This window comes from Streptomyces sp. NPDC046831 (assembly GCF_040645305.1).
In the GTDB taxonomy this organism is placed as follows: Bacteria; Actinomycetota; Actinomycetes; order Streptomycetales; family Streptomycetaceae; genus Streptomyces.
Genome location: NZ_JBEYXZ010000004.1, coordinates 1 through 26,976, shown reverse-complemented (window position 1 = coordinate 26,976; position 26,976 = coordinate 1). Strand labels below are relative to the sequence as shown.

23 protein-coding genes and 1 riboswitch are annotated in these 26,976 nt (G+C 75.2%); of the genes, 11 read left to right on the top strand and 12 right to left on the bottom strand.

The window, feature by feature from the left end:
- Nucleotides 1–6: 6 nt before the first annotated feature.
- The 3 genes from ABZ920_RS05160 to rsmH form a co-directional block, all read right to left on the bottom strand.
- A complete protein-coding gene (locus tag ABZ920_RS05160) occupies nucleotides 7–1,962 on the bottom strand; it encodes a penicillin-binding protein 2 (RefSeq protein WP_361498956.1) in 1,956 nt (651 codons plus the stop codon).
- A 5-nt stretch (nucleotides 1,963–1,967) separates the two neighbouring features.
- The gene (locus ABZ920_RS05155) at nucleotides 1,968–2,537 is read right to left on the bottom strand and encodes a septum formation initiator family protein (RefSeq protein WP_361498954.1); all 570 of its coding nucleotides are present in this window, start codon (nucleotides 2,535–2,537) and stop codon (nucleotides 1,968–1,970) included.
- An 82-nt stretch (nucleotides 2,538–2,619) separates the two neighbouring features.
- On the bottom strand, nucleotides 2,620–3,624 hold the full coding sequence (gene rsmH / locus ABZ920_RS05150) for a 16S rRNA (cytosine(1402)-N(4))-methyltransferase RsmH (protein WP_361498952.1): 1,005 nt from the start codon (nucleotides 3,622–3,624) through the stop codon (nucleotides 2,620–2,622).
- 447 nt (nucleotides 3,625–4,071) lie between these two features.
- On the opposite strand from rsmH, the gene ABZ920_RS05145 reads away from it, so the two are divergent.
- From ABZ920_RS05145 to ABZ920_RS05130, 4 genes are all read left to right on the top strand, one after another.
- A complete protein-coding gene (locus tag ABZ920_RS05145; protein WP_361498950.1) occupies nucleotides 4,072–4,617 on the top strand; it encodes a carbonic anhydrase in 546 nt (181 codons plus the stop codon).
- Between the two features lie 268 nt (nucleotides 4,618–4,885).
- The gene (locus ABZ920_RS05140) at nucleotides 4,886–5,920 is read left to right on the top strand and encodes a MoxR family ATPase (RefSeq protein WP_361498948.1); all 1,035 of its coding nucleotides are present in this window, start codon (nucleotides 4,886–4,888) and stop codon (nucleotides 5,918–5,920) included.
- On the top strand, nucleotides 5,920–7,293 hold the full coding sequence (locus ABZ920_RS05135) for a DUF58 domain-containing protein (protein ID WP_361498946.1): 1,374 nt from the start codon (nucleotides 5,920–5,922) through the stop codon (nucleotides 7,291–7,293). The genes ABZ920_RS05140 and ABZ920_RS05135 overlap by 1 nt, the downstream gene beginning before the upstream one ends.
- Nucleotides 7,290–9,710 (top strand): DUF3488 and transglutaminase-like domain-containing protein, encoded by a 2,421-nt coding sequence (locus tag ABZ920_RS05130; protein WP_361498944.1) that lies wholly within the window; start codon nucleotides 7,290–7,292, stop codon nucleotides 9,708–9,710. Before ABZ920_RS05135 ends, ABZ920_RS05130 begins: the two co-directional genes overlap by 4 nt.
- 392 nt (nucleotides 9,711–10,102) lie before the next feature.
- Here the strand turns inward: ABZ920_RS05130 and ABZ920_RS05125 are convergent, their stop codons facing one another.
- The 3 genes from ABZ920_RS05125 to ABZ920_RS05115 all read right to left on the bottom strand — a co-directional run bounded on the left by ABZ920_RS05125 (nucleotide 10,103) and on the right by ABZ920_RS05115 (nucleotide 12,417).
- Nucleotides 10,103–10,492, bottom strand: a complete 390-nt coding sequence (locus ABZ920_RS05125; RefSeq protein ID WP_361498942.1) for a DUF3040 domain-containing protein — start codon at nucleotides 10,490–10,492, stop codon at nucleotides 10,103–10,105.
- A gap of 276 nt (nucleotides 10,493–10,768) precedes the next feature.
- Nucleotides 10,769–11,539 carry a methyltransferase gene (locus tag ABZ920_RS05120; RefSeq protein WP_361498940.1) on the bottom strand — a complete coding sequence of 257 codons (771 nt, stop codon included), beginning with the start codon at nucleotides 11,537–11,539 and terminating at the stop codon, nucleotides 10,769–10,771.
- A 314-nt stretch (nucleotides 11,540–11,853) separates the two neighbouring features.
- Nucleotides 11,854–12,417, bottom strand: coding sequence for an SAV_6107 family HEPN domain-containing protein (locus ABZ920_RS05115; RefSeq protein WP_361498938.1), 564 nt, complete (start codon nucleotides 12,415–12,417; stop codon nucleotides 11,854–11,856).
- Between the two features lie 165 nt (nucleotides 12,418–12,582).
- Between ABZ920_RS05115 and ABZ920_RS05110 the strand changes: the two genes are divergently transcribed.
- The 4 genes from ABZ920_RS05110 (at nucleotide 12,583) to ABZ920_RS05095 (ending at nucleotide 18,676) form a co-directional block, all read left to right on the top strand.
- Nucleotides 12,583–13,704, top strand: a complete 1,122-nt coding sequence (locus ABZ920_RS05110) for an ATP-binding cassette domain-containing protein (RefSeq protein ID WP_361498936.1) — start codon at nucleotides 12,583–12,585, stop codon at nucleotides 13,702–13,704.
- Nucleotides 13,676–15,760: a YhgE/Pip domain-containing protein gene (locus ABZ920_RS05105; RefSeq protein WP_361498934.1), complete on the top strand. Its 2,085-nt coding sequence runs from the start codon at nucleotides 13,676–13,678 to the stop codon at nucleotides 15,758–15,760. Before ABZ920_RS05110 ends, ABZ920_RS05105 begins: the two co-directional genes overlap by 29 nt.
- Before the next feature lie 101 nt (nucleotides 15,761–15,861).
- Entirely contained in the window at nucleotides 15,862–16,491 is a 630-nt protein-coding gene (locus ABZ920_RS05100; protein WP_361498932.1) for a TetR/AcrR family transcriptional regulator, read from the top strand.
- Between the two features lie 673 nt (nucleotides 16,492–17,164).
- Nucleotides 17,165–18,676: an NAD(P)/FAD-dependent oxidoreductase gene (locus ABZ920_RS05095; protein ID WP_361498930.1), complete on the top strand. Its 1,512-nt coding sequence runs from the start codon at nucleotides 17,165–17,167 to the stop codon at nucleotides 18,674–18,676.
- A 337-nt stretch (nucleotides 18,677–19,013) separates the two neighbouring features.
- Here the strand turns inward: ABZ920_RS05095 and ABZ920_RS05090 are convergent, their stop codons facing one another.
- The 6 genes from ABZ920_RS05090 to ABZ920_RS05065 form a co-directional block, all read right to left on the bottom strand.
- Nucleotides 19,014–19,991, bottom strand: a complete 978-nt coding sequence (locus ABZ920_RS05090; protein ID WP_361498928.1) for a hypothetical protein — start codon at nucleotides 19,989–19,991, stop codon at nucleotides 19,014–19,016.
- A 23-nt stretch (nucleotides 19,992–20,014) separates the two neighbouring features.
- Entirely contained in the window at nucleotides 20,015–20,971 is a 957-nt protein-coding gene (gene metF / locus ABZ920_RS05085) for a methylenetetrahydrofolate reductase [NAD(P)H] (RefSeq protein WP_361498926.1), read from the bottom strand.
- 360 nt (nucleotides 20,972–21,331) lie between these two features.
- Nucleotides 21,332–21,991 (bottom strand): thiamine phosphate synthase, encoded by a 660-nt coding sequence (gene thiE, locus ABZ920_RS05080; RefSeq protein WP_361498924.1) that lies wholly within the window; start codon nucleotides 21,989–21,991, stop codon nucleotides 21,332–21,334.
- A gap of 211 nt (nucleotides 21,992–22,202) precedes the next feature.
- Entirely contained in the window at nucleotides 22,203–22,568 is a 366-nt protein-coding gene (locus tag ABZ920_RS05075) for an Rv2175c family DNA-binding protein (protein WP_361498922.1), read from the bottom strand.
- 132 nt (nucleotides 22,569–22,700) lie between these two features.
- Nucleotides 22,701–23,930 carry an FAD-dependent oxidoreductase gene (locus ABZ920_RS05070; RefSeq protein WP_361498920.1) on the bottom strand — a complete coding sequence of 410 codons (1,230 nt, stop codon included), beginning with the start codon at nucleotides 23,928–23,930 and terminating at the stop codon, nucleotides 22,701–22,703.
- Nucleotides 23,931–24,096: 166 nt separating this feature from the next.
- Complete coding sequence (locus ABZ920_RS05065; protein WP_361498918.1) at nucleotides 24,097–24,435, bottom strand: hypothetical protein; 339 nt, start codon at nucleotides 24,433–24,435, stop codon at nucleotides 24,097–24,099.
- 53 nt (nucleotides 24,436–24,488) lie between these two features.
- A riboswitch (TPP riboswitch) is annotated at nucleotides 24,489–24,600 on the top strand.
- On the opposite strand from ABZ920_RS05065, the gene thiO reads away from it, so the two are divergent.
- The 3 genes from thiO (at nucleotide 24,598) to ABZ920_RS05050 (ending at nucleotide 26,795) form a co-directional block, all read left to right on the top strand.
- Nucleotides 24,598–25,764, top strand: coding sequence for a glycine oxidase ThiO (thiO, locus tag ABZ920_RS05060; RefSeq protein WP_361498916.1), 1,167 nt, complete (start codon nucleotides 24,598–24,600; stop codon nucleotides 25,762–25,764). Its footprint overlaps the riboswitch before it by 3 nt.
- Nucleotides 25,765–25,796: 32 nt before the next feature.
- On the top strand, nucleotides 25,797–25,997 hold the full coding sequence (thiS, locus tag ABZ920_RS05055; protein ID WP_361499406.1) for a sulfur carrier protein ThiS: 201 nt from the start codon (nucleotides 25,797–25,799) through the stop codon (nucleotides 25,995–25,997).
- Between the two features lie 3 nt (nucleotides 25,998–26,000).
- Nucleotides 26,001–26,795, top strand: a complete 795-nt coding sequence (locus tag ABZ920_RS05050) for a thiazole synthase (RefSeq protein WP_361498914.1) — start codon at nucleotides 26,001–26,003, stop codon at nucleotides 26,793–26,795.
- The last annotated feature ends 181 nt before the right edge of the window (nucleotides 26,796–26,976 follow it).

Below are 26,976 nucleotides of genomic sequence, written 5' to 3'. Positions count from 1 at the left end.
CGCCGGTCACGGCTTGAACTCGACGGGCAGGTTCGCGGGCTGCGCCCCGGTCGGCGGCACCTGGAGGGTCTTCAGCGCGAACTCCATGACCTGCTTGTAGATCGGGCCGCAGATCTGGCCGCCGAAGTAGCTGCCCTCGGTGGCGTTCTGGATCGCGCAGTAGACCGTCAGGCGCGGCTTGTCGGCGGGGGCGAATCCGGCGAACGAGGAGGTGTAGCCGCGGTACTTTCCGGTGGCCGGATCCACGCGGTTGGCCGTACCCGTCTTGCCCGCCACGCGATAGCCGGGGATCCGTGCCCTGGTGCCGGTGCCCTGCTCGTCGTCCACCACGGACTCCAGCATCCGGGCGAGCTCCTTCGCCGTCCTCGCGCTCACCACCCGGGTCTTGTCCGGTTTCGGGGCGGGGGTGAAGTGCCCGTCGGCTCCCTTGGTGCCGCGCACCAGCGTGGGCTCGACACGGACGCCGCCGTTGGCGATGGTCGAGTAGACGGACGCGGCCTGCATCGCGTTGATGGAGAAGCCCTGACCGAAAGGGATCGTGTACTGCTGCGAGGTGGACCACTTGTCCGGCGGCGCGAGGATGCCCCTCGTCTCCCCGGGGAAGCCGAGTCCGGTCGGCTCGCCGATGCCGAACTTGCGCAGGTAGGAGTGGAGGACCTTGTTGGCCTGCCGCTGGGTCCTGCCGAGCTGGCCGGTGGCCAGGATCGTGCCGATGTTGCTCGACTTGGCGAGGACGCCGTTGAGCGTCAGGTTCCAGGTCTCGTGGTCGACGTCGTCCTGGAAGAGGCGGTCGCCGCGGTGCAGCCGGTTGGGCACGACGACGTGCGTGAGGGGTTCGGCCGCGTTCTCCTGCAGCACGGCGGCCATCGACATGACCTTGGCGGTGGAGCCGGGCTCGTAGGCGTCCTGCAGGGCGGCGTTGCCCAGGGCGGCCGGGTCGGCGTGGGCGAGGTCGTTGGGGTCGAAGCCCGGCGAGTCGGCCATGGCGAGGATCTCGCCGGTCCGGGTGTCCTGCACGATCACGTAACCGCGGTCGGCGCCGGACTTCTCCACCTGCTCGGTGATGGCGTTCTGCGCGGCCCACTGGATGTCGCGGTCGATGGTGAGCTCGACGTCGGAGCCGGGCACCGCCGGGGTCTCGGTGGACCCCACGGTGGGCACCTCGCGCCCGCCGGCCTGGGCGTAGCGGATGCGGCCCTCCTTGCCGGCCAGCTTCCCCTCCAGCTGCTGCTCGACGCCGCCGCCGCCCTTTCCCTCGGCGTTGACCCAGCCCAGTATCCCGGCGGCGAGGTCGCCGTTGGGGTACACACGCTTGCTGCTGGGGTCGGAGAAGACGCCGGCGAGGACGTTGACGGTGGTCTTGTCCGTCTGGGACTTCTTGGCGAGCGCGGTCTTGAGGTCCTTGATCTGCTTCCAGACCTCGGGGGTCCGGCGGCGGGCCAGGAGCACGTACCGGGTGTTCTGCGTGCGCAGCTTCTTGGCGATCGCGGCCTGGTCCTGGCCGAGGATCGGGGCGAGCAGGGCGGCCGCCTGCTCGGGGCCGTCGCCGATCTTCAGCTCCTCGGCCGTGAACATCGTGGGGTCGGCCGTGATGTCGTCCGCGTCCACGCTGATGGCCAGGGCGACGCCGTTGCGGTCGGTGATGCCGCCCCGCTCGGCGGCGATCGTGTGGACGACGTACCGGTTCTGGTCGGCCTTGGCGGCGTACGCGGCGGCGTCGACGGCCTGCACCTGCAGCAGCCGTCCGGCGAAGACGAGCAGCACCAGGGTCAGCGCGAGGGCGACCAGGCGCAGTCGCGGGCGCGGGCTGCCGAGCCGGATGGCCTTGGGGGGCGCGGGCCTGCGGGCCGGGGCGGGGCGGCGGGCCGGGCGGGCACCGGGTGCGGGACCGCGCCGGTTGCCGGGGCGGGCCGGCCTGGCGGGTCCGGGCACACGGCGGCGCGGCGGTTCCCTGTCGGACACTTCCGTCACCTGCCGGGGGTCGTGGTCGTGGCGGGCTGGGGTGCGGTGGGGGCGGCCGTGGCGCCGGGGCCGGCGGGCTGGACGTCCACCGGGCCGGCCGGCGGTGTGGCCAGGGGACCGGGCGGGGGCGCGCCCTGTCCCGGGTACGGCGAGGTGGTCAGCACCTCGGGGGGCAGGACGTCCGCCGGGTCCGGGAGCGAGGACGGGTCGGCCTGCGCCGGCGAGGGGACGCCGTTCACGGTGCCGTCGGGGTCGAGGAAGGCCGGGTCGCCGCCGGGCACCATGCCGAGCTCGCGGGCGCGGCGCTGCAGGGCGTCGGGGGCGGAGTAGGAGTCGATGTCGCGCTGCAGGGCCTGTTCCTCGTCGGTGAGGTTCTTGGTGTCCTTCTGCAGGTCGTCGAGGTCGAACGCCCCCTCGCTGAGCGCGGAGTTCAGCACCAGCAGCCCGATGAGGCCGCCGCCGAGGAGGAGCACGACGAGGAGGACGAAGGGCGTGCGGGCGGCCTGCGCCCGCTTCGCCGGGAAGAGCCGGGCCAGCCGGGCGGCACGGCCCCTCAGTTCGGGTTTCCCGCTCACCGCTCCCCCCGGCTCCGCCGGTCCCGCGCGCCCGCGCGGCGGGTGGGGGCGTCGCACCCGCGGGGCCGTCCCGTCGCCTGGCTCACTCGGCGTCCTCCCTGATGCGCTCGGCCCCGCGCAGCCGCGCGGGGGCCGCTCGCCGGTTCTCCGCGACCTCTTCCTCGGTGGGAAGTTCGGCACCCCGGGTGAGCAGCTTGAGCCGGGGCTGGTAGCGCTCGGGCACGACCGGCAGTCCGGGCGGCGCGGTGGAGGTGGCGCCGGCCGCGAACACCTGCTTGACCAGGCGGTCTTCGAGCGAGTGGTAGGACAGCACGGCGATCCGCCCACCGACGGCGAGCGCCCGTACCGCGGCGGGGACCGCCCGCTCCAGGACCGTGAGTTCGCCGTTGACCTCGATGCGCAGCGCCTGGAAGGTGCGCTTGGCCGGGTTCCCGCCGGTGCGCTTGGCGGCCTGCGGGAGCGCGTCGCGGATCAGCTCCACCAGGCGGGCGCTGTGCGTGAACGGCTCCTTCTCACGCTCGCGCACGATCGCGGACACGATCCGCTTGGCCTGCTTCTCCTCGCCGTAGGCGCGCAGGATGCGGACCAGTTCGCCGGCCGGGTAGGTGTTGAGGACCTCGGCGGCGCTGAGGCCGGTCGTCTGGTCCATGCGCATGTCCAGGGGGGCGTCCTGGGCGTAGGCGAAGCCGCGGTCGGCCTCGTCGAGCTGCATGGAGGAGACGCCGAGGTCGAACAGGACGCCCTGGACGCGCGGGACGGCGAGGCGGTCCAGCACCTCGGGCAGTTCGTCGTAGACGGCGTGCACCAGGGTGGCCCGGTCGCCGAAGGGGGCGAGACGCTCCCCGGACAGGCGCAGGGCCTCCTTGTCGCGGTCCAGGCCGATCAGCCGGACGCCGGGGAAGCGGGTGAGCAGGGCCTCGCTGTGGCCGCCGAGGCCGAGGGTGCAGTCGACGACCACCGCTCCCGGCCGCTCCAGGGCGGGCGCCAGCAGGTCCAGGCACCGCCGGAGCATCACGGGGACGTGCCGGCTGTCACCCTCCCGGCGCCCGCCGGCCCCCTCGTACGGAAGCGCTTCGCGCCCGTTCATTTCCTGGGCCCTCTCAGATCCGGCGCCGCGGTACGCACCGCCGGGTCCCCGCCCTGTCCCGGCCGGCGCCGGGGTGTCCCCGGTGAAGGGGAGGCCGCCGGCGCCGGAGGCGTCAGCCGACCGGGAGCGGGAGGAGGCCGAGCCGTACGTACGCGCCGCGCACGCGGGGAGACCGTCCGTGCGGGTGCCGGGGTCTCCGGGGAATGCAGTCGAGCAGGGAGGGCCGCGCCTCCCGCTTCGCGTCACTTTAGTCCACCGCGTCTCCCGGTCAATCAACCGGCCTGCGCGTCGCCCGCCGCAGCGGCGGCGACACCCCGTCCCGCCGGTATTCACCCGGACAGGCGCCGCTGGCGCTGAGTGTGGAGTCGCTCACAACAAGCCACGATGGTGTTCTTTGTCCCCTCTCACAGCAGGACCGGAGCACCGGTGACCAGTACCGTCTTGAGTATGACGACTTCTGCAGCAGTTCCGTCCGGATCCGGAGACGCCATGACGCGCGGCCCGGTCACCGACCGTCTTGTGGAGGCCAACGAGCGCTACGCCGCGGAGTTCACCGACCCCGGCATGGACGCCCGGCCCGTCCTGCAGGTCGCCGTGGTGGCGTGCATGGACGCGCGTCTCGACCTGCACGCCGCGCTGGGCCTGGAGCTCGGCGACTGCCACACCATCCGCAACGCGGGCGGCGTCGTCACCGACGACGTGATCCGCTCCCTGACCATCAGCCAGAGGGCGCTCGGCACCCGCAGCGTCGTTCTCATCCACCACACGGGCTGCGGCCTGGAGTCCCTCACGGAGGAGTTCCGGCACGACCTGGAGATGGAGGTCGGGCAGCGTCCCGCCTGGGCCGTGGAGGCGTTCCGCGACGTCGACCAGGACGTCCGGCAGTCGATGCAGCGCGTGCGCACCTCGCCGTTCCTGCTGCACACCGACGACGTGCGCGGCTTCGTCTTCGACGTCAGGACGGGTCTGCTGCGCGAGGTCGACCCCGCCTGATCCGCGGGCCCGCCCCGGAACACCGTCGCACCCCGCCGGCCGTCCCCACAAAAGGCCGTAAGACCTGACAGATCGCGGCCACTTGTCCACAGGCGAGTGACACGAACCGGTAACGGCAACAAGAATGCGGGGTGCGGCGCCACGCGGGGGTTCTCCCGCGTGGTGCCGGGTTTCGGGGTGGGCCGGGCGGCACAGCGGCGCGCCGGCCCGGGAAAGCTGGGGAATCCCCCGCTCCTGCGGAGCGCGGGGAAGGGCCGAGGAGGGCCGGGTGACGACCTATGACGAGCGAGCGAGCCTCACTGATCTGACCGCCACCGCGGAGCGTGTCCGCAGTTCGGTGGAAGGAGTGATCGAGGGCAAGCCCGAGGTCGTACGGCTCTCGCTGACCGTACTGCTCGCCGAGGGGCACCTCCTGATCGAGGACGTCCCGGGCGTGGGCAAGACCATGCTGGCCAAGGCGCTGGCGCGGTCCGTCGACTGCTCGGTGCGGCGCATCCAGTTCACCCCCGACCTGCTGCCGTCGGACATCACCGGCGTGTCCATCTGGGACCAGCAGCGCCGGGACTTCGAGTTCAAGCCGGGCGCCATCTTCGCGCAGATCGTCATCGGCGACGAGATCAACCGCGCCTCGCCCAAGACGCAGTCGGCGCTGCTGGAGTCGATGGAGGAGCGCCAGGTCACCATCGACGGGCAGACCTACGAGCTGCCCAGCCCGTTCATGGTGGTGGCCACGCAGAACCCGGTCGAGATGGAGGGCACCTACCCGCTGCCCGAGGCCCAGCGCGACCGCTTCATGGCCCGCGTCTCCATCGGCTACCCGAGCCCCGACGCCGAGCTGCAGATGCTGGACGTGCACGGCGGGGTCAACCCCCTGGACGACCTCCAGCCGGTCGCCCACGCGCACGAGATCGTCAAGCTGGTCGAGGCCGTGCGCGGGGTCCACGTGGCCGAGTCGGTCCGGCGCTACGCGGTCGACCTGGTCGCCGCCACCCGCACCCACCCCGACCTCAGACTCGGCGCCTCCCCGCGCGCCACGCTGCACCTGCTGCGCGCCGCGAAGGCGTCCGCCGCGCTCTCCGGCCGGGACTACGCCCTCCCGGACGACATACAGGCCCTCGCGGTCGCCGTGCTGGCGCACCGGCTGCTGCCGACGGCCCAGGCCCAGCTCAACCGCCGTACCACGGAGGAGGTCGTCCACGACATCCTGCGGCACACGCCGGTGCCGGCGTCGCCGCAGGCCGGCGGCTTCGGCCTGGGCCGCGGCGCACCCGCGTTCGGCGAGCGCCCGCCCCGGAGGCTGTGATGGCCGACGCGGGGACGGTGCGCGCCGAGGCCGACCGGGACGGCCGGGGCGGGGTCCGCACCGCGCTCGCCGGTCTGACCACCCGCGGACGCTCCTTCCTGGCCGCCGGGATCGCGGCCGCGATCTGCGCCTACGTCCTCGGGCAGAGCGATCTGCTGCGGGTGGGCCTGCTGCTCGCCCTGCTCCCCCTGATCTGCGCGACGGTGCTCTACCGCACCCGCTACCGGGTGGCCGGCACCCGCCGCCTCTCCCCCGCGCGGGTGCCCGCCGGCAGCGAGGCCCGCGTGCACCTGCGCATGGACAACGTCTCCCGCCTGCCCACCGGCCTGCTGATGCTCCAGGACCGGGTGCCGTACGTGCTCGGGCCGCGGCCGCGCTTCGTGCTCGACCGGGTGGAGCCGGGCGGCCGCCGGGAGGTGTCCTACCGCGTCCGCTCGGACCTGCGGGGCCGCTACCCGCTGGGCCCGCTGCAGCTGCGGCTGAGCGACCCGTTCGGCATGTGCGAACTGGCCCGTTCCTTCTCCACCTACGACACGCTGACCGTCGTCCCGCGGGTGGAGCCGCTGCCGCCCGTGCGGCTGAGCGGCGAGAGCCAGGGCTACGGCGACGGGCGGCAGCGCGCGCCGGCCCTGGCGGGCGAGGACGACGTCATCCCGCGCGGGTACCGGTACGGCGACGACCTGCGCCGGGTGCACTGGCGCTCCACCGCGCGCTACGGCGAGCTGATGGTGCGCCGCGAGGAGCAGCCGCAGCGCGCCCGCTGCACGGTGCTCCTGGACACCCGGGCCGTCGCCTTCGAGGGCTCGGGTCCCGACTCGGCCTTCGAGTGGGCGGTGTCGGGCGCCGCGTCGGTCCTTGTGCACATGATCGAACGGGGCTTTTCGGTGCGGCTGCTGACGGACACCGGCAGCTCGGTGCCCGGCGAGGGCGCCGACGGCTTCGCGGGCGCCGGCCAGGAGCCGGCGGACGCGGCCGGGCTGATGATGGACATGCTCGCGGTGATCGACCACTCCGACGGCGCGGGCCTCTCGCGCGCCCACGACGCGCTGCGCGCGGGCTCCGACGGGCTGCTGGTGGCCTTCCTCGGCGACCTCGACGAGGAGCAGGCGGCGATGGCGGCCAGGATGCGCCGGCGCGGCGCCGGCGCGATCGCGTTCGTGCTGGACGGCGAGGCGTGGGCGCGGGAGCCGGGTGACGTGCCCGGTCCCGGCGACGGGGCCGGGGAGCGGCTGCGGATGCTGCGTGAGGCGGGCTGGACCGTGGTGGAGGTGCCGCGGGGCGCCTCGCTCACGGAGGTGTGGCGCCAGGCGGACCGGGAGCGGACGGGCGCCGGCGCGGCGAGCGGGGCGGCCGGCGGGGAGGAACGGTCGTGAGCGGGCGGACACGTATGGCGCTGTGCGCCGCGGCGGCCACGCTGATGGTGGCGTGCGCCCTGCTGCCGCTGGTGGACCGGACGACGTGGGTCCTGCAGGCCGGACTGCTGCTGGCGGTGCAGGCCGGCGTGGGTGCGGCAACCCGCCGGGTGCCGCTGCCGCGGGCCCTGACCGTGGCGGCGCAGGTGCTCGTCGCGGTGCTGCTGCTGACCCTGGTCTTCGCCCGCGACCAGGCCCACGCCGGGCTGGTCCCGGGGCCGGACGCCCTGCGGCACCTCGCTCACCTGCTGCGGGACGGCGCCGACGACGTCGGGCAGTACGCGATACCGGCGCCGCTGAGCACGGGCATCCGGCTGATGCTGGTCGGGGGCGTCCTGCTGATCGGGCTGCTCGTGGACGTGCTCGCGGTCACCTTCCGCCGGGCGGCTCCCGCGGGCCTGCCCCTGCTCGCGCTGTACTCGGTGGCCGCGGGCCTGTCCGACAGCGACGCCGACTGGCTGTGGTTCCTGGTCGCGGCCGCCGGTTACCTGATGATGCTGCTCGCCGAGGGCCGGGACCGGCTCGCGCAGTGGGGCCGGGTGTTCGGCGCGGGGCCGCGCACCCCGGGCGGTCCCGAGGGCGGCGGCCCGGCGGCGCCGCTGCGTACCGGGCGGCGCATCGGTGTGCTGGCGCTGGGCCTCGCCGCGCTGCTGCCGCAGGTCGCCCTGCCCTCGATGAACGGCGGGCTGCTGGACGCCGCCGGGGGCGGCGTGGGGTCGGGTTCCGGAGGCGGCGGCACCATCTCCGCGGTGAACCCCCTGGTGTCGCTGCGCGACAGCCTCAACGTCGACGAGGACCGCACGGTCATGACCCTGCGCACCGACAGCCAGGACGCGTCGGACCTCTACCTGCGGATCGTATCCCTGGACGAGTTCGACGGCACCACCTGGAAGCCGTCCCAGCGCCACATCGTCGCTCTGCCCGACCCCTTCCCCACGCCCGCGGGCCTCGGCCCGGACGTGGACCGGGCGGAGATCTCGACGACGGTGGCGACCGCGGACTGGTACGCCCAGGACTGGCTGCCGATGCCGTATCCGCCGAGCGGGGTGCGGATCAAGGGCAGCTGGCGCTACGAGCCCGTCGGGATGACGCTCGTCGGCGACCACGGCCAGAACACACAAGGGCTGACGTACCAGGTCAAGAGCCTCGACATACGGCCGACGGCGGAACAGCTCGCCACGGCGCCGCAGGCGCCCGAGCCCCTGCTGAGGGAGTACACCAGGGTGCCCGCGTCCCTGCCGGGAGCGGTCGCCGCGACCGCCCGTGAGGTCACCGACGGCGCGGCCAACCCCTACGAGCGGGCCGTCAGCCTCCAGGACTGGTTCGCCGTGACGGGCGGCTTCGAGTACGACACCGACGTCGAGGTGGGCACCGGCCCGCGGGCGATCGAGCGGTTCCTGAAGGACCGCCGCGGCTTCTGCGTGCACTACTCCTTCGCGATGGCCGCGATGGCCCGCACGCTCGGCATCCCGGCGCGGGTCGCGGTGGGCTTCGCGCCGGGCTCCATGCAGGCCGACGGCACCATGTCGGTGGGCCTGAAGGACGCGCACGCCTGGCCCGAGCTGTACTTCGAGGGGGTCGGCTGGACCCGCTTCGAGCCCACCCCGACGCGCGGCACGGTTCCCGCGTACACCCGGCCCGACGCCCCCGGCAGCACCCTGCCGGACCCGGCATCGCCGTCCGGCGAGGCGAGCGCGGCGCCCTCCGCGGCTCCCTCGGCGAGCCAGAGCTGCCCCCCGCAGATGAAGCGGCTCCAGGAATGCGACAGCCAGTCCCCGCAGGCCGTGCTGGACCGGGGCGGCGGCGGCCCCAGGTGGTACGAGGTACTGGGCTGGACGCTGGGCGGGCTGGCCGCCCTCGCGCTGCCGCTGACGCCGCTGCTGTGGCGGACCCGGACGCGGGCCGTCCGGCTCGGGTCGCACGGGCGCGGCGCCGGTGACGCGGCGGTCCACACCCTGGCCGTCTGGCAGGAGGTGACCGACACGGCCTGGGACCACGGGATCCCGCCGGACGAGTCGCAGACCCCGCGTACGGCGGCCGCCCGGATCGTCCGCCTCGGGCACCTCGATCCGCCGGCGGCGGCCTCGGTGCACCGCCTGGCGGACGCGGTGGAACAGGTCCTGTACGCGCCGCACCCGCGGCCCGCGGCGGGGCTGGCGGAGGACGCCCGCCGCGTGGCCGACGGCCTGCGCGGCGGGGCCGGCCGCGGCGCGGCGCTGCGCGCCAGGTTCGCGCCCCGCTCCAGCGCCCGGCTGGTCTGGGCGCTCTCCGCCTGGTGGACCGGCCTCACGGCCCGGGCGGCGGCGCTCCGTCCGGCACTGCGCGGACGCACGGTGGGCGGGCCCTCGACGGGCGTCCCGCCGGGGAGGCGCGGCTGAGGCGCTGAACGGCCGAAGGGGGCGGGGCGTAGGGCCGCCGGTTGCGCCGCGGCCCCGCGCGGGCCGTCGCGGGGTGTGCGGTGCGAGCCGGGTGGACCGCACCGGGACGTGCCGCACACCGCTGGAAGACAGAGAGCGGCTGGGCTCCGAATCCGGCCGGGAACACGCAGAGGGTGCCTGCCCGCGTCGCGTCCGTAGTCTGCGGTGAGCCGGGCCGGCCGCCCACCACCGGGCGGGTGATCAGAAGGTCCGGGACTCTCGGGCCGGACCCGGTGCCCCCGCCGGCGGCGCAGGCCGGCACCCGGCGAGGGCCTGTGCGGAACATGCGTGAGGGGGCGACCACACCTGGTGGTCGCCCCCTCAGCTCGGTCGTGAGGATCCGTCCGGTGGGCTCAGTGGCCCTGCTCGTCCCGGCGGCGCTGCCAGCGCTGTTCGATGCGGTCCATCATGGAGCGCCTTGGCCGGGCCTGACGGCGGGCGTGCGGGCCGCCGACGGCCTGCTCGCCCGGCTTCGGCGCCTTGCGCCAGCCGGTCACCGCCAGCACCGCGCAGCCCAGCATGACGAGGAAGCCCACCACGCTGACCCAGATCTGCTGGGCGACCATACCTGCCATGAGGAGCGCGATACCCACGAGGAAGCCCGCGACCGCCTGGTAGACCCGCCGCCGGGTGTACGTACGCAGCCCGCTTCCCTCAAGCGCCGACGCGAACTTGGGATCTTCGGCGTACAGCGCTCGCTCCATCTGCTCGAGCATGCGCTGCTCGTGCTCCGAGAGCGGCACGGAGTCCTCCTCATCGTGCAGTCGCCGGGGCGACCCGGGGGGTCCCTTCAGGATAGGCAGGGAATCGCCCCCGTGAAACCCGCCCCTCTGCGCCATTTGGCCAACCAGAACCCGCCATGGCCGGCCCGGTCGCTGAGGCTTGCATTCCCCGGCGGCCGGCCCGTCATGCCGGGCGGTCTCCTCGATCATACGGCGCACGGCCCGCAACCGGGGGCCCTGTGGCGTACTGCATCCCCGGCCGGAAGGCCGGCCGGGGGAGACACCGGGGAAGGCGGTTCAGTGCCCGGCCGCCGCCGGTGTCTCGCCCAGCACGTGGATCTGCGTGGCCACGGAGTGGAAGGCGGGGAGCTCGGCGGCCGCGGCCTCCAGTTTCAGCAGGGCGTCCAGGGCGCCGGGCTCGGTGTCCACCAGCACGCCGGGCACCAGGTCGGCGAAGACCCGGACGCCGTGCACCGCACCGACCGTCAGACCGGCGCCCTCGACGAGCGCGGTGAGCTGCTCGGCGCTGAAGCGGCGCGGCATCGGGTCGCTGGCGCCCCAGCGGCCGTCGGGGTCGTCGAGGGCGTGCCTGGCCTCCTTGAAGTGGCCGGCCAGGGCGCGTGCGAGCACGGCACCGCCGAGCCCGGCGGCGAGCAGGCTCAGCACTCCCTCGGCGCGCAGGGCGGCCACCGCGTTGCGCACGCCCTCGGCGGGGTCGTCCACGTGCTCCAGGACGCCGTGGCAGAGCACGACGTCGTAGTCGCCGCGCTCGACGACGTCGAACAGGCCGTGGGCGTCGCCCTGCACGCCCCGCACACGGTCCGCGAGGCCGGCCTCGGCGGCTCGGCGCTCCAGGGCGAACAGCGCGTTGGGGCTCGGGTCGACGACGGTGACCCGGTGCCCGAGGCGGGCGACGGGCACGGCGAAGTTGCCGCTGCCGCCTCCGGTGTCGAGGACGTCCAGCGACTCCCGGCCCGTGGCCTTGACCCGGCGGTCGAGGGCGTCCTGCAGGACCTCCCAGACCACGGCGGTACGGAGAGAAGCGCGGGGGCGCATCGGGTCCGACACGGCAGTTGACTCCTCGGCGCGGCACCGCCTCTGGCACGGCGGAGCGATCGGGCTGCCTCCCCGGCCCGGGTAGGGAAGGAGGGAAGGCTTCAGGCGCCCTCCACCCTATTGCCTCGCCGGGCCCGCCTGCCTCTCGCCTCCGGCGGCCCGCCTGCGTTTCCGGCTTCCGACGGGTCGTCGGCCGTCGCCCCTCGCCCGACGGCGGTCCGCCCGCCTGCCGGCTCCGGGCACACGCCCCGCGGGACCACGCCGCGCGCCGCCGGCCGTGCCCGCCCGACGGCGCGTGCGGGCCGCGAGGGCCGCGGCGCGTCCCCTCAGCCCGCGTCGGGCACGTCGGGCCGGGCCCGGGAGCCGTCCGGCTCGTCCGCGTCCCGGCGGGGCTGCGGCAGCACCGGCTGGAGGACCAGCATCCGCTCCACGAGGCGGATGAACATGGCCACGTCGCGGATCAGGTCGTCGGCGTCCCGCCGCCCGGCCGCCCCCCGGATGCCCGCCTCGGCGCGGGCGCGGCGCTGGGCGCCGGAGGCGAACAGCGCGCTCCACTCGGTGAGTTCGGGCGCTGTCTCCGGGAGCACCTCCCAGGCGCTCCTGATGCGCGCCCGGCGCCGGGGGGTGGACTCGGGGCGCCCGCGGGCGGCGAGCACCGCGGCGGCGGTGCGCAGGGCGGCGAGGTGGGCCGTGGCGTACCGCTCGTTGGGCGTCTCCAGGGCGGTGGCCTCCTCCAGACCGGCGCGGGCCTGGGCGAGCAGGTCGAGGGCGGCGGGCGGGGCCGTGGCCCGGCGGAGCACGGGGTGGACGTCGCTCGCCGGGCCGGTCAGTGAGGGTGCAGGGCCTGCGGCGCGGCGCCGACGGGCGGCGGCTGCGGACGAGTTGGCCATGACGAACCTCCTGTCGTCTGTGTGACGGCACGGATGCCGTATGTACCCATCGTGCGATATGGCACTGACAATCCGTTCTGAGCAGGCCTTTTGCCTCGATCGAGAGTTCGGGCTACTTTTTGCACTGACCAGTCAGTTCAAAAACTGCAGGGGGAAGGGGGAGCCGTGGACGATCCGCAGGACCATGCCCGCGGCCTCGGCGTCTCGGTCCGCGACCTCGGGCTGCGGGGTTCCCGCGGCTGGGTGTTCCGCGGGGTCGGCGTGGAGGCCGGGCCGGGCTCGCTCATCGCGGTGGAGGGCCCGTCCGGTTCGGGCCGTACGTGCCTGCTGCTGGTGCTCACCGGGCGCATGAGGCCCACGGAAGGAGTGGCCGCCGTCGGCGGCTTCAAACTCCCCCGCCACATGTCCGCCGTGCGACGGGCCAGCGCCCTCGCCAACGTCACCGGCGTCACCGACCTCGACCCGGCCCTGACCGTCGGCGAGCACCTGCGCGAACGAGCACTGCTGCAGCGGAGGTTCGGCGGCTCCCTGCGGGCCCTGATCAGGCCGCGTGCCGAACGCCGGGCCGAGGCCGCGCTGCTGACGGACACCGCGCTGTCCGCCGCGGGGCTCGACCCGGGCGCCCTGCCCAAGGGCTTGCGCACGGCCGTGCGCGACCTGGAGCGTCCTGAGGCGCTGCGCCTGTCCCTCGCCCTGGCGCTCATGTCGCAGCCGCGGCTCCTCGCCGTCGACGACACCGACTTCAAGCTCTCGGACGCCGAACGCGCCGAGACGTGGGCGCTGTTGGCGGCCCTCGCCGAGTCCGGCACCACCGTGCTGGCCGTGTGCAGCGAGGCGCCGGAGGGAGTGACGGCCGTGTCCACCGCCGCCCCGTCCGGCCCGAGCACGGCCGGCGACGAGGCGGACGCACCGCACGCCGACGAGGCGACGGACACCGAGGCGGCCGGCGACGAGGCGGACCCGCGGTCCGCCGACGGGGAAGCGGCCCCGGGGCCGGCCGACGGCCGAACGGGCACGGCCGCGCCCCGCGCGGCGACGGACACCGGGGCACCCGGGGACCAGGCCGCCGGGCACGCCGGGGCGGCCGGCGACGGCACGGCCCGGCACACGGCCGGCGACGACGCCGCCCGGCCCACCGGGGCAGCCGGGGACGACGCCCGGCCCACCGGGACACCGGGCGGGGACGTCCCGCCCACCCGGACCGCCGGCGGCGGCACGGCCGCGCGCACCACCGACGACGAAGTGAAGGAGGCGGCCGATGCGCTCGCCGAAACTGGCCGCTCTTGAGCTGAGGCGCTTCGGCCGGGGCAGGCTGCCGCGGGCGGCCCTGGTCGCGCTGCTGGTGCTGCCGCTGCTGTACGGCGCGCTGTACCTGTGGTCCTTCTGGGACCCCTACGGCCGCCTGGACCGCATCCCCGTGGCGCTCGTGAACGACGACGAGGGCGCGACCGCCGACGGCGGGAGGCTCACGGCCGGGGACGACCTCACCAAGGGCCTGCTCGACAGCGAGGTCTTCGAGTGGCACCGGGTGAGCGCCGCCGAGGCGCGCCGGGGCGTCGAGGACGGCACGTACTACCTGTCGCTGACCATGCCCGCCGACTTCAGCCGGCGCCTCGCCTCCAGCGCGGGCGCCTCCCCGGAGACCAGCGCGCTGCAGGTGCGCACGAACGACGCGAACAACTACATCGTCGGGCAGATCTCGCGGACGGTCTTCAACGAGGTCCGCACCGCCGCGTCCACGAAGGCGTCGCGCTCCTTCCTCGACAAGATCTTCATCTCGTTCTCCGACATCCACGGCCAGACCGTGAAGGCGGCCCAGGGCGCCGACAGGCTCAACAGCGGCATCGGGAAGGCCGAGAAGGGCTCCGAGGACCTCGCGGACGGGCTGACCGAGGCCAAGAAGGGATCCGGCAGGCTGGCCAAGGGGCTGAAGAAGCTCAACTCCGGCGCCGGCGACCTGGAGGACGGCTCGAAGCAGGTCGCCGAGGGCACGCAGGCGCTCGCCGACCGGGTCAACGGCGTCGCGGACAAGGTGGGGCCGTTCCTGAAGGACAACGAGAAGACCATCGGCGACACCGCCCGGCTGGTGGCGGACTCGTCGAAGACGATCCGCCGCCACCTCGACACCCTGGTGGAGCGGGCCCCGGCCGCCGCCAGGGGCGCGCACACCGCGTCCGGCGTCCTCGACGGCGTCTACACGCGGCGCTGCGAGCAGCCGGCGCTGCCCGACCCGGCCTGCCCCGACCTGAGGAAGGCCAAGGAGACCGCGGCGGACGTCGCGACGGTCGCGGACGACCTGAACACCCTGATCGCGGACCAGGACGGCGACCTGAACGAGCTCGACACCCACCTGGCCACGCTGCAGAAGCAGGCCCAGGCCCTCGCCGACCGCGCCCCGCACCTGTCCGAGGACCTCGACGACGCCGTGCGGAGGATCAACAAGCTGAACGAGGGCGCCGGGAAGGTCGCCGCGGGCGCGAAGAAGCTGCACGCCGGACTCGGCACGGCCAGGACGGGCGCGGCGGACCTCGACACGGGGATCGGCGAACTCAAGACGGGTGCCGACGATCTCCAGGGCGGCATCTACAAGCTGGCCGACGGTTCCGGAAAGCTCGCCGGCGGGCTCCACGACGGCGCCGGGAAGATCCCCGACTACGACAAGAAGGACCGCGACCGGCGCACCGGCGTGATGGCCGACCCGGTCCAGCTCGCCTCCGAGGACCTGCACCACGCGCCCAACTACGGCACCGGCTTCGCCCCGTACTTCATCCCGCTGTCACTGTGGGTGGGGGCCATGGTGGCGTACATGCTGATCCCGCCGCTGAACCGGCGGGCCCTGGCCGCGGGCGCCCCGGCGTGGCGGATCGCGGTGGCGGGCTGGCTGCCGGTGGCGGCGATCGGGGTGCTGCAGACGGCCGCCCTGATGGCGGTGCTGCACTGGGCGGTCGGGCTGCAGATGGCACGGGCCGCCGGGACGGTGGGCTTCCTGTTCCTGGTGACGGCGTGCTTCGCGGCCATCGTGCAGTGGCTGAACGCGCGCTTCGGGGCGGCGGGCCGGATCCTCGTCCTCGCGCTGCTGATGCTCCAGCTGACGTCGGCGGGCGGCACCTATCCCGTGCAGACCAGCCCGGGCTTCTTCAACGCGATCCACCCCTTCCTGCCGATGAGCTACGTCGTGGAGGCCCTGCGGCGGCTGATCACGGGCGGCGGGACGGGCCCGGTGTGGCAGGCGTGCGCCGTGCTCACGGCGTTCACCGCGGGCGCGCTCGCGCTGACCGCGCTGTCGGCCCGGCGCCGGCAGGTCTGGACGCTGGACCGGCTGCACCCGGAGCTGAGCCTGTGACCCCGCGGCCGGCGTCCTCCGCCTCCCCGCCCCCGGCGCCGTCCCGGGCACGTGCCGCCTCCGCGTCCGCCCGGGCGTCCGTTCCTGTGACAATCGGGGCCATGGAAAGCAGCAGCACCACCTCCGGCGGCCGCACCCGCCGCGAGGCCACCCGCCAGCGGCTGTACGAGGCGGCCGTCACCCTCATCGCCGAACAGGGGTTCTCCGCCACCACGGTGGACGAGATCGCCGAGCGGGCCGGGGTCGCGAAGGGCACGGTCTACTACAACTTCGCGAGCAAGTCCGTCCTCTTCGAGGAACTGCTGCGGCACGGCGTGGGCCTGCTGACCGCCTCCCTCAGGGAAGCGGCCGAGAGGACCGCGCGCGACGGCGGCAGCAGGGTCGACGCCCTGGACGCGATGATCCGGGCCGGGCTCGTGTTCATCGACTGCTACCCGGCCTTCACCCAGCTGTACGTGGCCGAGCTGTGGCGCACCAACCGCGCCTGGCAGTCGACGCTCATGGTGGTCCGGCAGCAGGCGGTCGCCGTCGTCGAGGACGTGCTGCGCGAGGGCGTCGAGAACGGCGAGTTCAGCGACGAGATCGACGTGCCGCTGACCGCCGCCGCGCTGGTCGGGATGGTGCTGGTGGCCGCGCTGGACTGGAAGTCCTTCCAGCCGGAGCGCTCCCTGGACGACGTGCACGCGGCGCTGTCCCGGCTGCTCCAGGGGCGGGTGAGCGGCCGCCCCTGAGCCGGGCCCGGGTCCGGCGTCGACGCCGGCGGAACGGCCCGTGCGGCCGGCCCGCCCGGCTGCACGGCCGGCGTCACGGCCCGTGCGGGCGGGTCACCCGGCCGCACCGGACCGGGCCGCGAGCGGTACCGGCCGCCGGCCCCGGACGTACGGACCCGTGAGGCGACCCGTGGGGCGGTGGCCCGGCCGTGCGCAGCCGTGAGGCGGCCCGTGCGGCCGCCGGTCCTGGACGTGTCGCGGTGGCCCGTCGCCGTCGTCCGGGCGGGCGAGGGCGGGGCGGCGCGGAGAAGCGCCGGTCGCGCTGGCCGCGTCCCCCGCGGGCCACCGCGAACCGGCGCTCCCCGTACTCCCCCGCAGGACCCCCGTTCGGTCGTTCCCCCGGGTCCCCCCGTACCTCGCTCCCGCCGACGGGCGCCGGCGAAAGGAGCGGTCCAGGGCCGCGCCGTTCCGCCGCCCCGTGCCGGCGGTGCCGGCGCCTCGCCCCGTTCCGTGCCTCCACCTTCTCCTCCAGGCGGCCGGCGGCCCATCCGCGCGCGTACTCATCTCGCGCACTAGGTACGGATACCTACTAGTGCCCGGCAGGCACTGGCCGGCGGCGCTGCGGGAGAAGCCCTGGTCACCGTCACCGCCCCTGCGCCACGGACCGCCGGGCGCGGCGGCTAGAGTCGCCGGCATGGGACGGATCGCGGTGATCGGCGCCGGAATGGGCGCGATGGCGGCCGCCGCCCGGCTGGCGGTCGCGGGCCACCGGGTGGTGGTGTACGAGCGGACGGAGACCTACGGCGGGGCCGTGCGCCGTCTGGAGCGGGACGGCTTCGCCTTCGACACCGGCCCCGGGCTGCTCCTGCTGCCCGCGGTCTACCGCGACCTGTTCGTCAAGACCGGCCGGCAGCCGCTGGAGGAGTGCGTCGAGCTGGTCCAGGTCGACCCCTCCTCCCGTCACGTCTTCGCCGACGGCACCGAGGTGTCGCTGCCGAACGCCTCCCGCGCGGGGGTCCTCGCGGCCCTCGACGACGCCCTCGGGGCGGGCGCCGGACAGCGCTGGGGCGACTTCCTGGTGCGGGCCCGCGAGGCCTGGGACCGCACCCGCCGGCCGCTGCTGGAGGAGCCCCTGTGGCCCAACTGGCGGGTGCTGGCCGAGCGCGAGCCCTATCCGGCGGTCCCGCACCGGCGCCTGCTGCGCGCCCGGCGGGCGGGCACGCTCGACGAGGTCGGCGCGTGGGAGCTGCGCGACGCGCGCCTGGCCGCGCTCCTGGACGGCTACGCCCTGGCGTACGGCCTGGACCCGCGCACCGCTCCGGCGAGCGCGTCCGTGCTGCCGTACATGGAGTACGCGTTCGGCACCTGGCACGTCCGCGGCGGCCTGCGCCGGCTGGCGGCCGCGGTGTACGAGCGGTGCCTGGAGCGGAAGGTGGAGTTCGTCTTCGGCGCCGAGGTCGCCCGCGTGCTGGAGAAGGACGGCCGGGCGGCCGGAGTGGAGCTCGCCGACGGGACCGTGGCCGAGGCCGACACCGTCGTCGGAGGTGCGCCCGGCCGGCTGGGCCGTCTGCTGCCGGGCCGCGAGCCGTACGAGGGGAACGCCGTCCGGCCGGCGGCCGAGGGCGCCTCGCCGGGCCGGGTCGTGGTCTGCCTGGCGCTGCGCGGTCCGCGGGCGGAGGGCGCGGCGCACCGGACCGTGGTGCACACCCCGGACCGCGAGGCCGAGTGGGAGGCCCTGCGGCGCGGCGAGCCGCCCGCCCGGCCCACGGTGCGGATCGACCGGCCGGACGACCCCGCCCTGCGCCCGGACGACGCCCACGAGTCGGTGGTGCTGACGGCGACGGTGCCGTCCGGAGCGTCCTTCGACTGGACCGCGCCCGGGGTCGCCGGGGCGTTCGCGGACCGGATGGTCGCCGCCGCCGAACGCGCGGTGCCGTCACTGGCCGGGCGGATCCTGTGGCGCGAGGTGCGCACGCCCGCGGACACGGAACGGGAGACGGGTGCGGCGGGCGGCGGTGTGCCCGCGCCCGCCCTGGCCGCGGGGGCGGGCGCCTTCCTGCGGCCCGCCAACACCACCGCTCTGTCGGGGCTGTTCGCCGTCGGCGGCTGGTCGCATCCCGGGGGCGGTCTCCCGCACGCGGGCATGTCGGGCGCGCTGGTGGCCGGCCTGGTGGTGGAGGGGCCGGAGTTCCGGGGCTCCCAGTGACCGCGCCGCGCCGGTAGGGGCCGCCGGGCAGGCCGGGCCTCCGGGGTCCTGCCCCTCGGGTGCGCGTGGATCCCGGGCCGGCCGTCCGGCGGTTGCCGGGCGTTCCCGGCGTTGGGGGGTGTGTCTGGTGGCCGGGTGCACTCGGTGTCCCGGGTGGCCCGGTGTTCCGGTGTCCCCGAGCTTCCGGTGCTCTCGGTGCTCCCGAGCTTCCAGTCCTCCGGCGGATGGTCAGACCTTCGACGCCCCGCCGTCAGTTCCAGGACGGGCGCCCATCGCGCCGCCGCGGCCCGGCCTGACGTTCACCGGGGCGGTCCGCTGACACGGCCGCGCCGCGCGCTCAGAACCGGTACTGCTCGTCGAACCCGGCGCCCTGCGCCTGGTTCGGGCGCCCCTGCCCGTCGCCCTGGTACGGGTACGGCTGCTCCGGCGGGAGTTCGCCGCCGTAGGAGTCGTCGGAGCGCTGCTGCGGCACCCAGAGCCCGCCGGCCGGGCTCTCGCCGCCGTAACCGCCGGCGTACTGGTCCTGGCCGTAGCCCTGCTGCCCGTAGCCCTGCTGGCCGCCGTAGGCCGCCTGGTCGTAGGAGCCGCCGTAGCCCTGGTCGCCGCTGTAGGGGTCGGTGTACGCGGCGTACTGCTGCTGGCCGGTGGTGTCGTAGCCGTAGCCCTGCTGCTGGCCGTAGCCGGAGTAGTCGTACCCGTAGGCCTGGTCGGCGCCCTGGGCGGCCGTGGCGTACTGGTCCTGGCCGGCGCCCGCGTAGGAGGAGTCCGCGCCCGCCCCGTACGAGGAGGCGCCGTCGTACACGCCGTACGAACCGGTGTCGTCGGGCAGGGGCTGCGGCGCGTACACCGTGGTGTCGGCCGCCGCCGGGTCCGCCGCGCGGGCGGGGGTGAAGACGTCGTCGCCCTCGTAGTCGTCGTGCCCGTACGGCAGGCCGTCCCCGCGGCCGGCGCCGTCCTCGTCGCCGTGGCCGTCCGCCCCTGCGAGGCCGGGGAGCTCCTGGTCCGCTCCCTGCCGGCCCGGTTCGCCGCGGCGGCGCTTGCTGCCTCCGGTGCCCGCGGCCGGGCGGTTGACCGCCCAGCCGGCCGCGAAGCCGCGGCGGAACGACAGCGTCACGTACGTCTGCCCCACCGCGAAGGCGGCGGCGCCCAGCCCGATGACGACGACGGACGGGATCAGCACGCCGAGCACGACGCCGAGGAAGCCCCCGAAGGCGAGCAGCCGCCAGCGCAGACGTGCCTTGTACTGCAGCAGCACCTCGCCCAGCAGCCACAGCGCGACGACGCCGAACGCGATGTAGAGGACCGTCCAGCCCATGTACGCCCCTCTCCCAGTGGCCGCTACGCAGTGTGGCCCACGCCCGTGCGGTCGGTCCAGGCCCGCGGTGGATGGTGCAGGCCCAGGTTCTCGTAGATCTCCAGTGTCGCCGTCGAGTTGTTCAGCGTGATGAAGTGCAGTCCGGGCACTCCCTCGGCCAGCAGCCGGGCGCAGAACTCCGTGGCGAACTCGATCCCGATCGAGCGTACAGCCGCCGGATCGTCCCGCGCTGTGAGGATCCGCTCTTTCAGGACATCCGGGATCGAGGCGTTGCTGAGTTGTGGCAGACGTTCCAGCATCCGCACGCTCGTGACCGGCATGACTTCGGGGATCACGGGCGTTTCGCAGCCGGCCGCGGCGACCCGGTCGCGCAGGCGCAGGTACGACTCGGGCCGGAAGAACATCTGGGTGATGGCGTAGTCGGCGCCCGCGCGGCACTTGTCGACGAAGTGCGCGACGTCCGTCTCCCAGTCGGCCGAGCGGGGGTGCATCTCCGGGAAGGCGGCGACGCCCACGCAGAAGTCGCCCGACTCCTTGATGAGCCGGACGAGTTCGGCCGCGTAGGTCAGGCCCCGCGGGTGGGGGACCCAGTCGCCCATCGGGTCGCCGGGCGGGTCGCCGCGCACGGCCAGCATGTTGCGGATCCCCGCGTCGGCGTACTGGCCGATGATGTTGCGCAGCTCCGCGACGGAGTGGTTGACGGCGGTGAGGTGGGCCACCGGGGTGAGCGTGGTGTCGGCGACGATCTGCTCGGTCTCCTTGACCGTGCCCGCGCGGGTCGAACCGCCCGCGCCGTAGGTCACCGAGACGAAGTCCGGGGCGACCGCCTCGACCCTCCGCAGCGCGCTCCACAGGTTCCGCTCGCCCTTGGGCGTCTTCGGCGCCGAGAACTCGAACGAGTACGTCGTCTTGCCGGCGGCGAGGATGTCGCGCACGGTACGGGCGCGATCAGTCCTGGTGGATGCGGTTCCGAGGGCCATGGTCGCAGGTTAACCAGGGGTTGGCGGTCCCCCAACCGCACGCCGGTCATTTGACCGAATTGTCGGCCTGCTGTCCACGCCTCGGACAGTGGGGGCGGGAATCCGGGCGGAAGCGGACCATTCCGTCCGCCGGACGAGACACCCGGAGGCGTCGTGCGGCTGCGTTCGGTCGGGCGCGGCGCCCGGTGCGGTGCGTCACCCGCGGGCACCACCCGCGCACGGCAGCCTCTCGGGTGATCCGGCACCGCGGACCCACTCGGGTGATCTCCGGCACCGCGGACCCACTCGGGTGATCCGGCACCGCGGCGGGGTGCCGCGCGGCGCAGCCCGCGTGCGGACCACGGGCCGGTGCGGGCCGCCTCAGGCCCGGCGCAGGCGCTCGGCGAACTCGGCCGCCGCCGCACCCGGGTCGTCCGCCTCGGTGATCGCCCGGACCACGACGACGCGACGGGCGCCGGCCTGAAGGACCTCGTCGAGGTTGCCCAGGTCGATGCCGCCGATGGCGAACCAGGGCCGGTCGGTGCCGAGGGCCGCCGTGCTGCGCACCAGGTCGAGGCCGGGTGCGGGACGGCCGGGCTTGGTGGGGGTGGGCCAGCACGGCCCCGTGCAGAAGTAGTCCACGCCGTCCTGGACGGCGGCCGCGGCGGCCTCGGACTCGGCGTGCGTGGAACGGCCGATCAGGACGTCCTCGCCGAGGATCGCGCGGGCCGCCGGCACCGGCAGGTCGCCCTGGCCCAGATGCAGCACGTCGGAGCCGGCGGCGTGGGCGACGTCCGCCCGGTCGTTGACCGCGAGGAGCCTGCCGTGGCGGGCGCAGGCCTCGGCGAGGACCGCCAGGTGCTCCAGTTCCTCCGCCGCCTCCATGCCCTTGTCGCGCAGCTGCACGATGTCGACGCCGCCGGCCAGGACCGCGTCCAGGAACTCGGGCAGGTCGCCCTGGCGCCTGCGGGCGTCCGTGCAGAGGTAGAGGCGGGCGTCGGCGAGCCGGGCCCGGGCGGTGGCGGCGGCGGTGTCGGGCATGCGTGAGTCCCCCCGGACGGTCGTGTCGGACGGTGGTGGCGCACGGGCCGCGGCCCGCGCCGGCCGGCGCGGCGCCCGCGCGCGGGTCCTGGCCGGGCGGCCCGGGGCCGGCGCGGCGTCCGCGCGCGGGCCCTGGCCGGGCGGCCCGATGGCTGTGGCCCTCCCGGCCGTGGCCCCCCGGGTCACGGCCGGACGAGCCGGTGTCGTTCGGTCAGACGGCGAGCGCCTGGGCGCGGCGCTTCACCTCCGTGCCGCGATTCTCCCTGAGGGCCTGCGCGGGCGTGCCGGGCAGGGTCGGGTCGGCGGTGAAGAGCCACTCCAGCATCTCTTCGTCCGTGAAGCCGTCGTCGCGCAGGAGCGTCAGGGTGCCGGACAGGCCCTTGACGACCTTGTCCCCGTCGATGAAGTCGGCGGGCACGTGCAGCGCGCGGTTCTCACCCCGGCGCACGGCGATGAGCTGGCCGTCCTTGACCAGCTGCCGCACGCGCGTCACCTCGACGCCGAGCATCTCGGCGATGTCGGGGAGGGTGAGCCAGGCGGGGACGAGAGCATCGATCTTCGTGTCAATCTCGGTCACGGGATCAAGCGTGCCATCTCCGACCGACACTCGGAAGCCGGGGCCGTCCACCCGGGACACGCGCCCCCGGCCATGGCGCCGACCTCCCGCCCGTCCGCGTCGCCGGACGGCGACGCGGGCCGGACGGCACACCTAGGCCGTCGCCGCCTTCAGGGGCCGCGCGGGGTCCGCCAGCAGCTCCGCGTCCATGGGCGTGCCCGCCTCGATCAGGCGCCTGCCCTGGGCCAGGTCCCGCGGCCGGCCCACCGCGAGCAGGGCCACCAGGCGCCCCTCGCGCAGCCAGCAGACGGTCCACGCCGGGCCCGCCGGGTCGCCCCGCCGGACGGTGGTGTCGGCCGACGCGTGGTGGCCGGCGTACTGCACGAACCGGCCGAACTGCTCCGACCAGAAGTACGGCACCGGGTCGTAGACCGCCGGGGCCTCGCCGACGATGCCGGCCGCGACCGTGCGGGGGCCCTGGAGGGCGTTGTCCCAGTGGTGGATCAGCAGGCGCTCGCCGTACCGCCGGGAGGGGAAGGAGGCGCAGTCGCCGACCGCGTACACGTCCGGCACGGAGGTGCGCAGGTGTTCGTCGGCGACGATCGCGCCGTCCTCGCCCAGTTCGACGCCGGAGCCGGCCAGCCAGGCGGTGGCGGGGCGCGCGCCGATGCCGACGACGACGGCGCCCGCGGGCAGCCGCGTGCCGTCGTCGAGCACCACCGCGCCCGGTTCCACGTGCTCGACGCGCGCGTGCGTGCGCAGCACGGCGCCGCTGTCGGCGTACCAGGCGGCCATCGGGGCGGCCACGTCGGCGGGCAGTGCCCCCGCGAGCGGCCGGTCGGCGGCTTCCACGACGGTCACGGCGCAGCCCGCCTCCCGGGCCGCCGTGGCGAACTCGGCGCCGATCCAGCCCGCTCCGACGACCACGACGTCGTGCTGCCGGGCGAGCACGGGCCGCAGCCGTTCGGCGTCGTCCAGGGTGCGCAGCAGGTGCACGCCGGGCATGTCCTCGGTGCCGGGCAGCCGGATCGGTTCGGCGCCCGTCGCGAGGACGAGGACGTCGTACGGGACGGGGCCGGCGGAGGTGTCGAGGACGTGGGCGTCGGGGCGTACGGCCAGGGCCTCGCAGCCGAGCCGCACCTCGGTGCCGAGGGTCTCGAAGTCGACGTCGAAGGCGGAGCCCTCGGCCTTGCCGAGCAGGACGGCCTTGGACAGCGGAGGCCGGTCGTAGGGCTGGTGCGGCTCGGCGCCGATCAGCGTCACGGTGCCCTGGAAGCCCTGTTCGCGCAGGGCGACCGCGGTCTGCACGCCGGCCATGCCCGCGCCGGCGACGACCACCCGCCGCGGCTGTGACGTGCCCTGTTCCTGCGTCTGCTCGCTCACCTGATCACCTTAGTCAACTGACGCGGCGTCAGACAGGGGGCGTGCGCCGTGACGTGCTCCACAGCCGCGCCGGCCGCTCCCGCGCCGGGACCGGCGGTCACCGCCCGCGCCGGACCGCGGACCGGCCGCCGCCCGCCGCGGCGGTCAGCCGGCTGCCGCCGGCTGCTCAAGCCACCTGCTCCACCACGCTCGTCCCGCTGCCCGGCTGCGACTCCCACCGCCAGGTCTCCTCCAACCGCACCCGGCCGTCGGGCAGTTCGACCACCGTCGACACGCAGTGCCCGCTGGACGTGGTGCCGTCGGCCTTGAGCTGCACGTACCGGAAGTCGAGCCGGTCACCCTCCCTGGTACCCACGAGATGCCCGCGTACGACGTCGCCGCCCGCGTACTCGGCCCAGATCTCGCCGTCCTTCTCGTGGTAAGCGAAGCGGGTGCGCGTGCCCACCTGCCCCGGCGCCTGGTCGGCGACGGGGGCGAGGACGAGACCGTCGAGCGAGCGGGACATGCGGAAGGACTCCCTTACGAAGGCGCTGGTCCAAGGACTAGGGTGGCCACGGTACAAGCACTCGCGGGAGCCCGGACGCACCGGGCTGAGAGGGAGGCTGGCGGCCTCCGACCGTACGAACCTGATCCGGGTCATGCCGGCGAAGGGAGGGGCTGGACGCCCATGTCGTCTCCACGTACGTCAGACGTCCTCGTGCTCGGGGGCGGGCTCATCGGGCTGGTGACGGCCTGGCGCTCGGCACAGCGCGGGCTCGCCACCGCCGTGGTGGACCCCGAGCCGGGCGGCGGAGCCGCGCAGGTGGCCGCCGGGATGCTGGCCGCCGTCACGGAACTGCACTACGGCGAGCAGACGCTGCTCGCGCTGAACCTCGCCTCCGCCCGCCGCTACCCGGACTTCGCGGCCGAGCTGACCGAGCTGACCGGCCACGACCTCGGGTACCGCCGGTGCGGCACGCTCGCCGTGGCGCTCGACGCGGACGACCGCGCCCATCTGCGGGACCTGCACGCGCTGCAGCGGCAGTCGGGCCTGGACGCGGAGTGGCTGTCCGGGCGGGAGTGCCGGCGGCTGGAGCCGCTGCTCGCCCCGGGCGTGCGCGGCGGGCTCCGCGTGGACGGCGACCACCAGATCGACCCGCGGCGGCTGGCGGCGGCGCTGGTGGCGGCGTGCGAGCGGGCGGGCGTGGTCTTCCACCGGGCCTGGGCCGAGCGGCTCACCGTGGCGCGGGAGCGGGCCGCCGGCTGCGTCCTGCGTGACGGCACCGCGCTCGCCGCGGACCGGGTGGTGCTGGCGGCCGGCAGCCTCAGCGGGCAGCTCGCGGGCGTCCCGGACGACGTGCTGCCGCCGGTGCGGCCGGTGAAGGGACAGGTGCTGCGGCTGACCGTGCCGAAGCGGTACGCGCCCTTCCTCAGCCGGACCGTGCGCGCCGTGGTGCGCGGCAGCCACGTCTACCTGGTGCCGCGGCTCAGCGGCGAGCTGGTCGTCGGCGCCACCAGCGAGGAACTGGGCTGGGACACGACGGTGACGGCCGGCGGCGTGTACGAGCTGCTGCGCGACGCGCACGAGCTGGTCCCGGGCATCACGGAGCTGCCGCTGACCGAGACGCGGGCCGGGCTGCGCCCCGGCTCCCCCGACAACGCGCCGCTGCTGGGCCCGACGGCGCTGGACGGGCTGCTGCTGGCCACCGGCCACTACCGCAACGGGGTGCTGCTGACCCCGGTCACCGGGGACGCGCTGGCGCACGTCCTGACCACGGGCGACCTGCCCGAGGAGGCCCGCCCCTTTACCCCGAGGCGTTTCGGGGCCACCGCGCTCACGGAGCAGCCCGTATGACCGTGAACAAGCCGGCCGGCACCGCCGGCACGCTGACCGTCTCCGTCAACGGGGAGCCGCGCGGGATCGCGCCGGGCACGGCTCTCGACGCCGTCGTCCGGTCGCTGACCGCGGCGCCGTCCGGGGTGGCCGCCGCCCTCAACGAGACCGTCGTCCCGCGCGCGCAGTGGCCGGCCACGGTCCTGGCCGAGGGCGACCGTGTCGAAGTGCTCACCGCCGTCCAGGGAGGCTGACCCGTGGCCGACGACCCCTTCCTCCTCGGAGGCCTGTCCCTCACCTCGCGCCTGATCATGGGCACGGGCGGCGCGCCCAGCCTGGACGTGCTCGAGCGGGCGCTCGTCGCCTCCGGCACGGAGCTGACGACGGTCGCGATGCGGCGCGTGGACCCGTCCGTGCACGGGTCCGTGCTGTCGGTGCTGCGGCGGCTGGGCATCCGGGTGCTGCCGAACACGGCCGGCTGCTTCACCGCCGGTGAGGCCGTGCTGACGGCGCGGCTGGCCCGGGAGGCGCTCGGCACCGACCTGGTCAAGCTGGAGGTCATCGCCGACGAGCGGACGCTGCTGCCGGACCCTATCGAGCTGCTGGACGCCGCCGAGACGCTGGTCGACGACGGGTTCACGGTGCTGCCGTACACGAACGACGACCCGGTGCTCGCCCGGAGGCTGGAGGACGTCGGCTGTGCGGCGATCATGCCGCTGGGGTCGCCGATCGGCTCCGGGCTCGGCATCCGCAACCCGCACAACTTCCAGCTGATCGTGGAGCACGCGCGCGTGCCGGTGATCCTGGACGCCGGCGCCGGTACGGCGTCGGACGTGGCGCTGGCCATGGAGCTGGGGTGCGCGGGGGTGATGCTGGCGTCGGCGGTGACGCGGGCGCAGGAGCCCGTGGTGATGGCCGAGGCGATGCGGCACGCGGTGGAGGCGGGGCGGCTGGCGCGGCGGGCGGGGCGGATCCCGCGGCGGCACTTCGCGCAGGCGTCGTCCCCGGCGGAGGGACTGGCGCTGCTGGACCCGGAGCGGCCCGCCTTCTAGGCGGCCTCCGCCGCCCGGCGCGGCGGCGCGCCCCCGCGGCTGCCGGTCGGGTCCCGCGGTGTGGCGCCCGGGGGCGGCCGCGGGGGGGATGTTCATGTTCGGTATACGGACAAGCTGCCGGGTGTGGGTACAAGGCGCCGGCTGCCCGTGCCGCCGCGGTGGCCGGATCGCATCGGTCCGG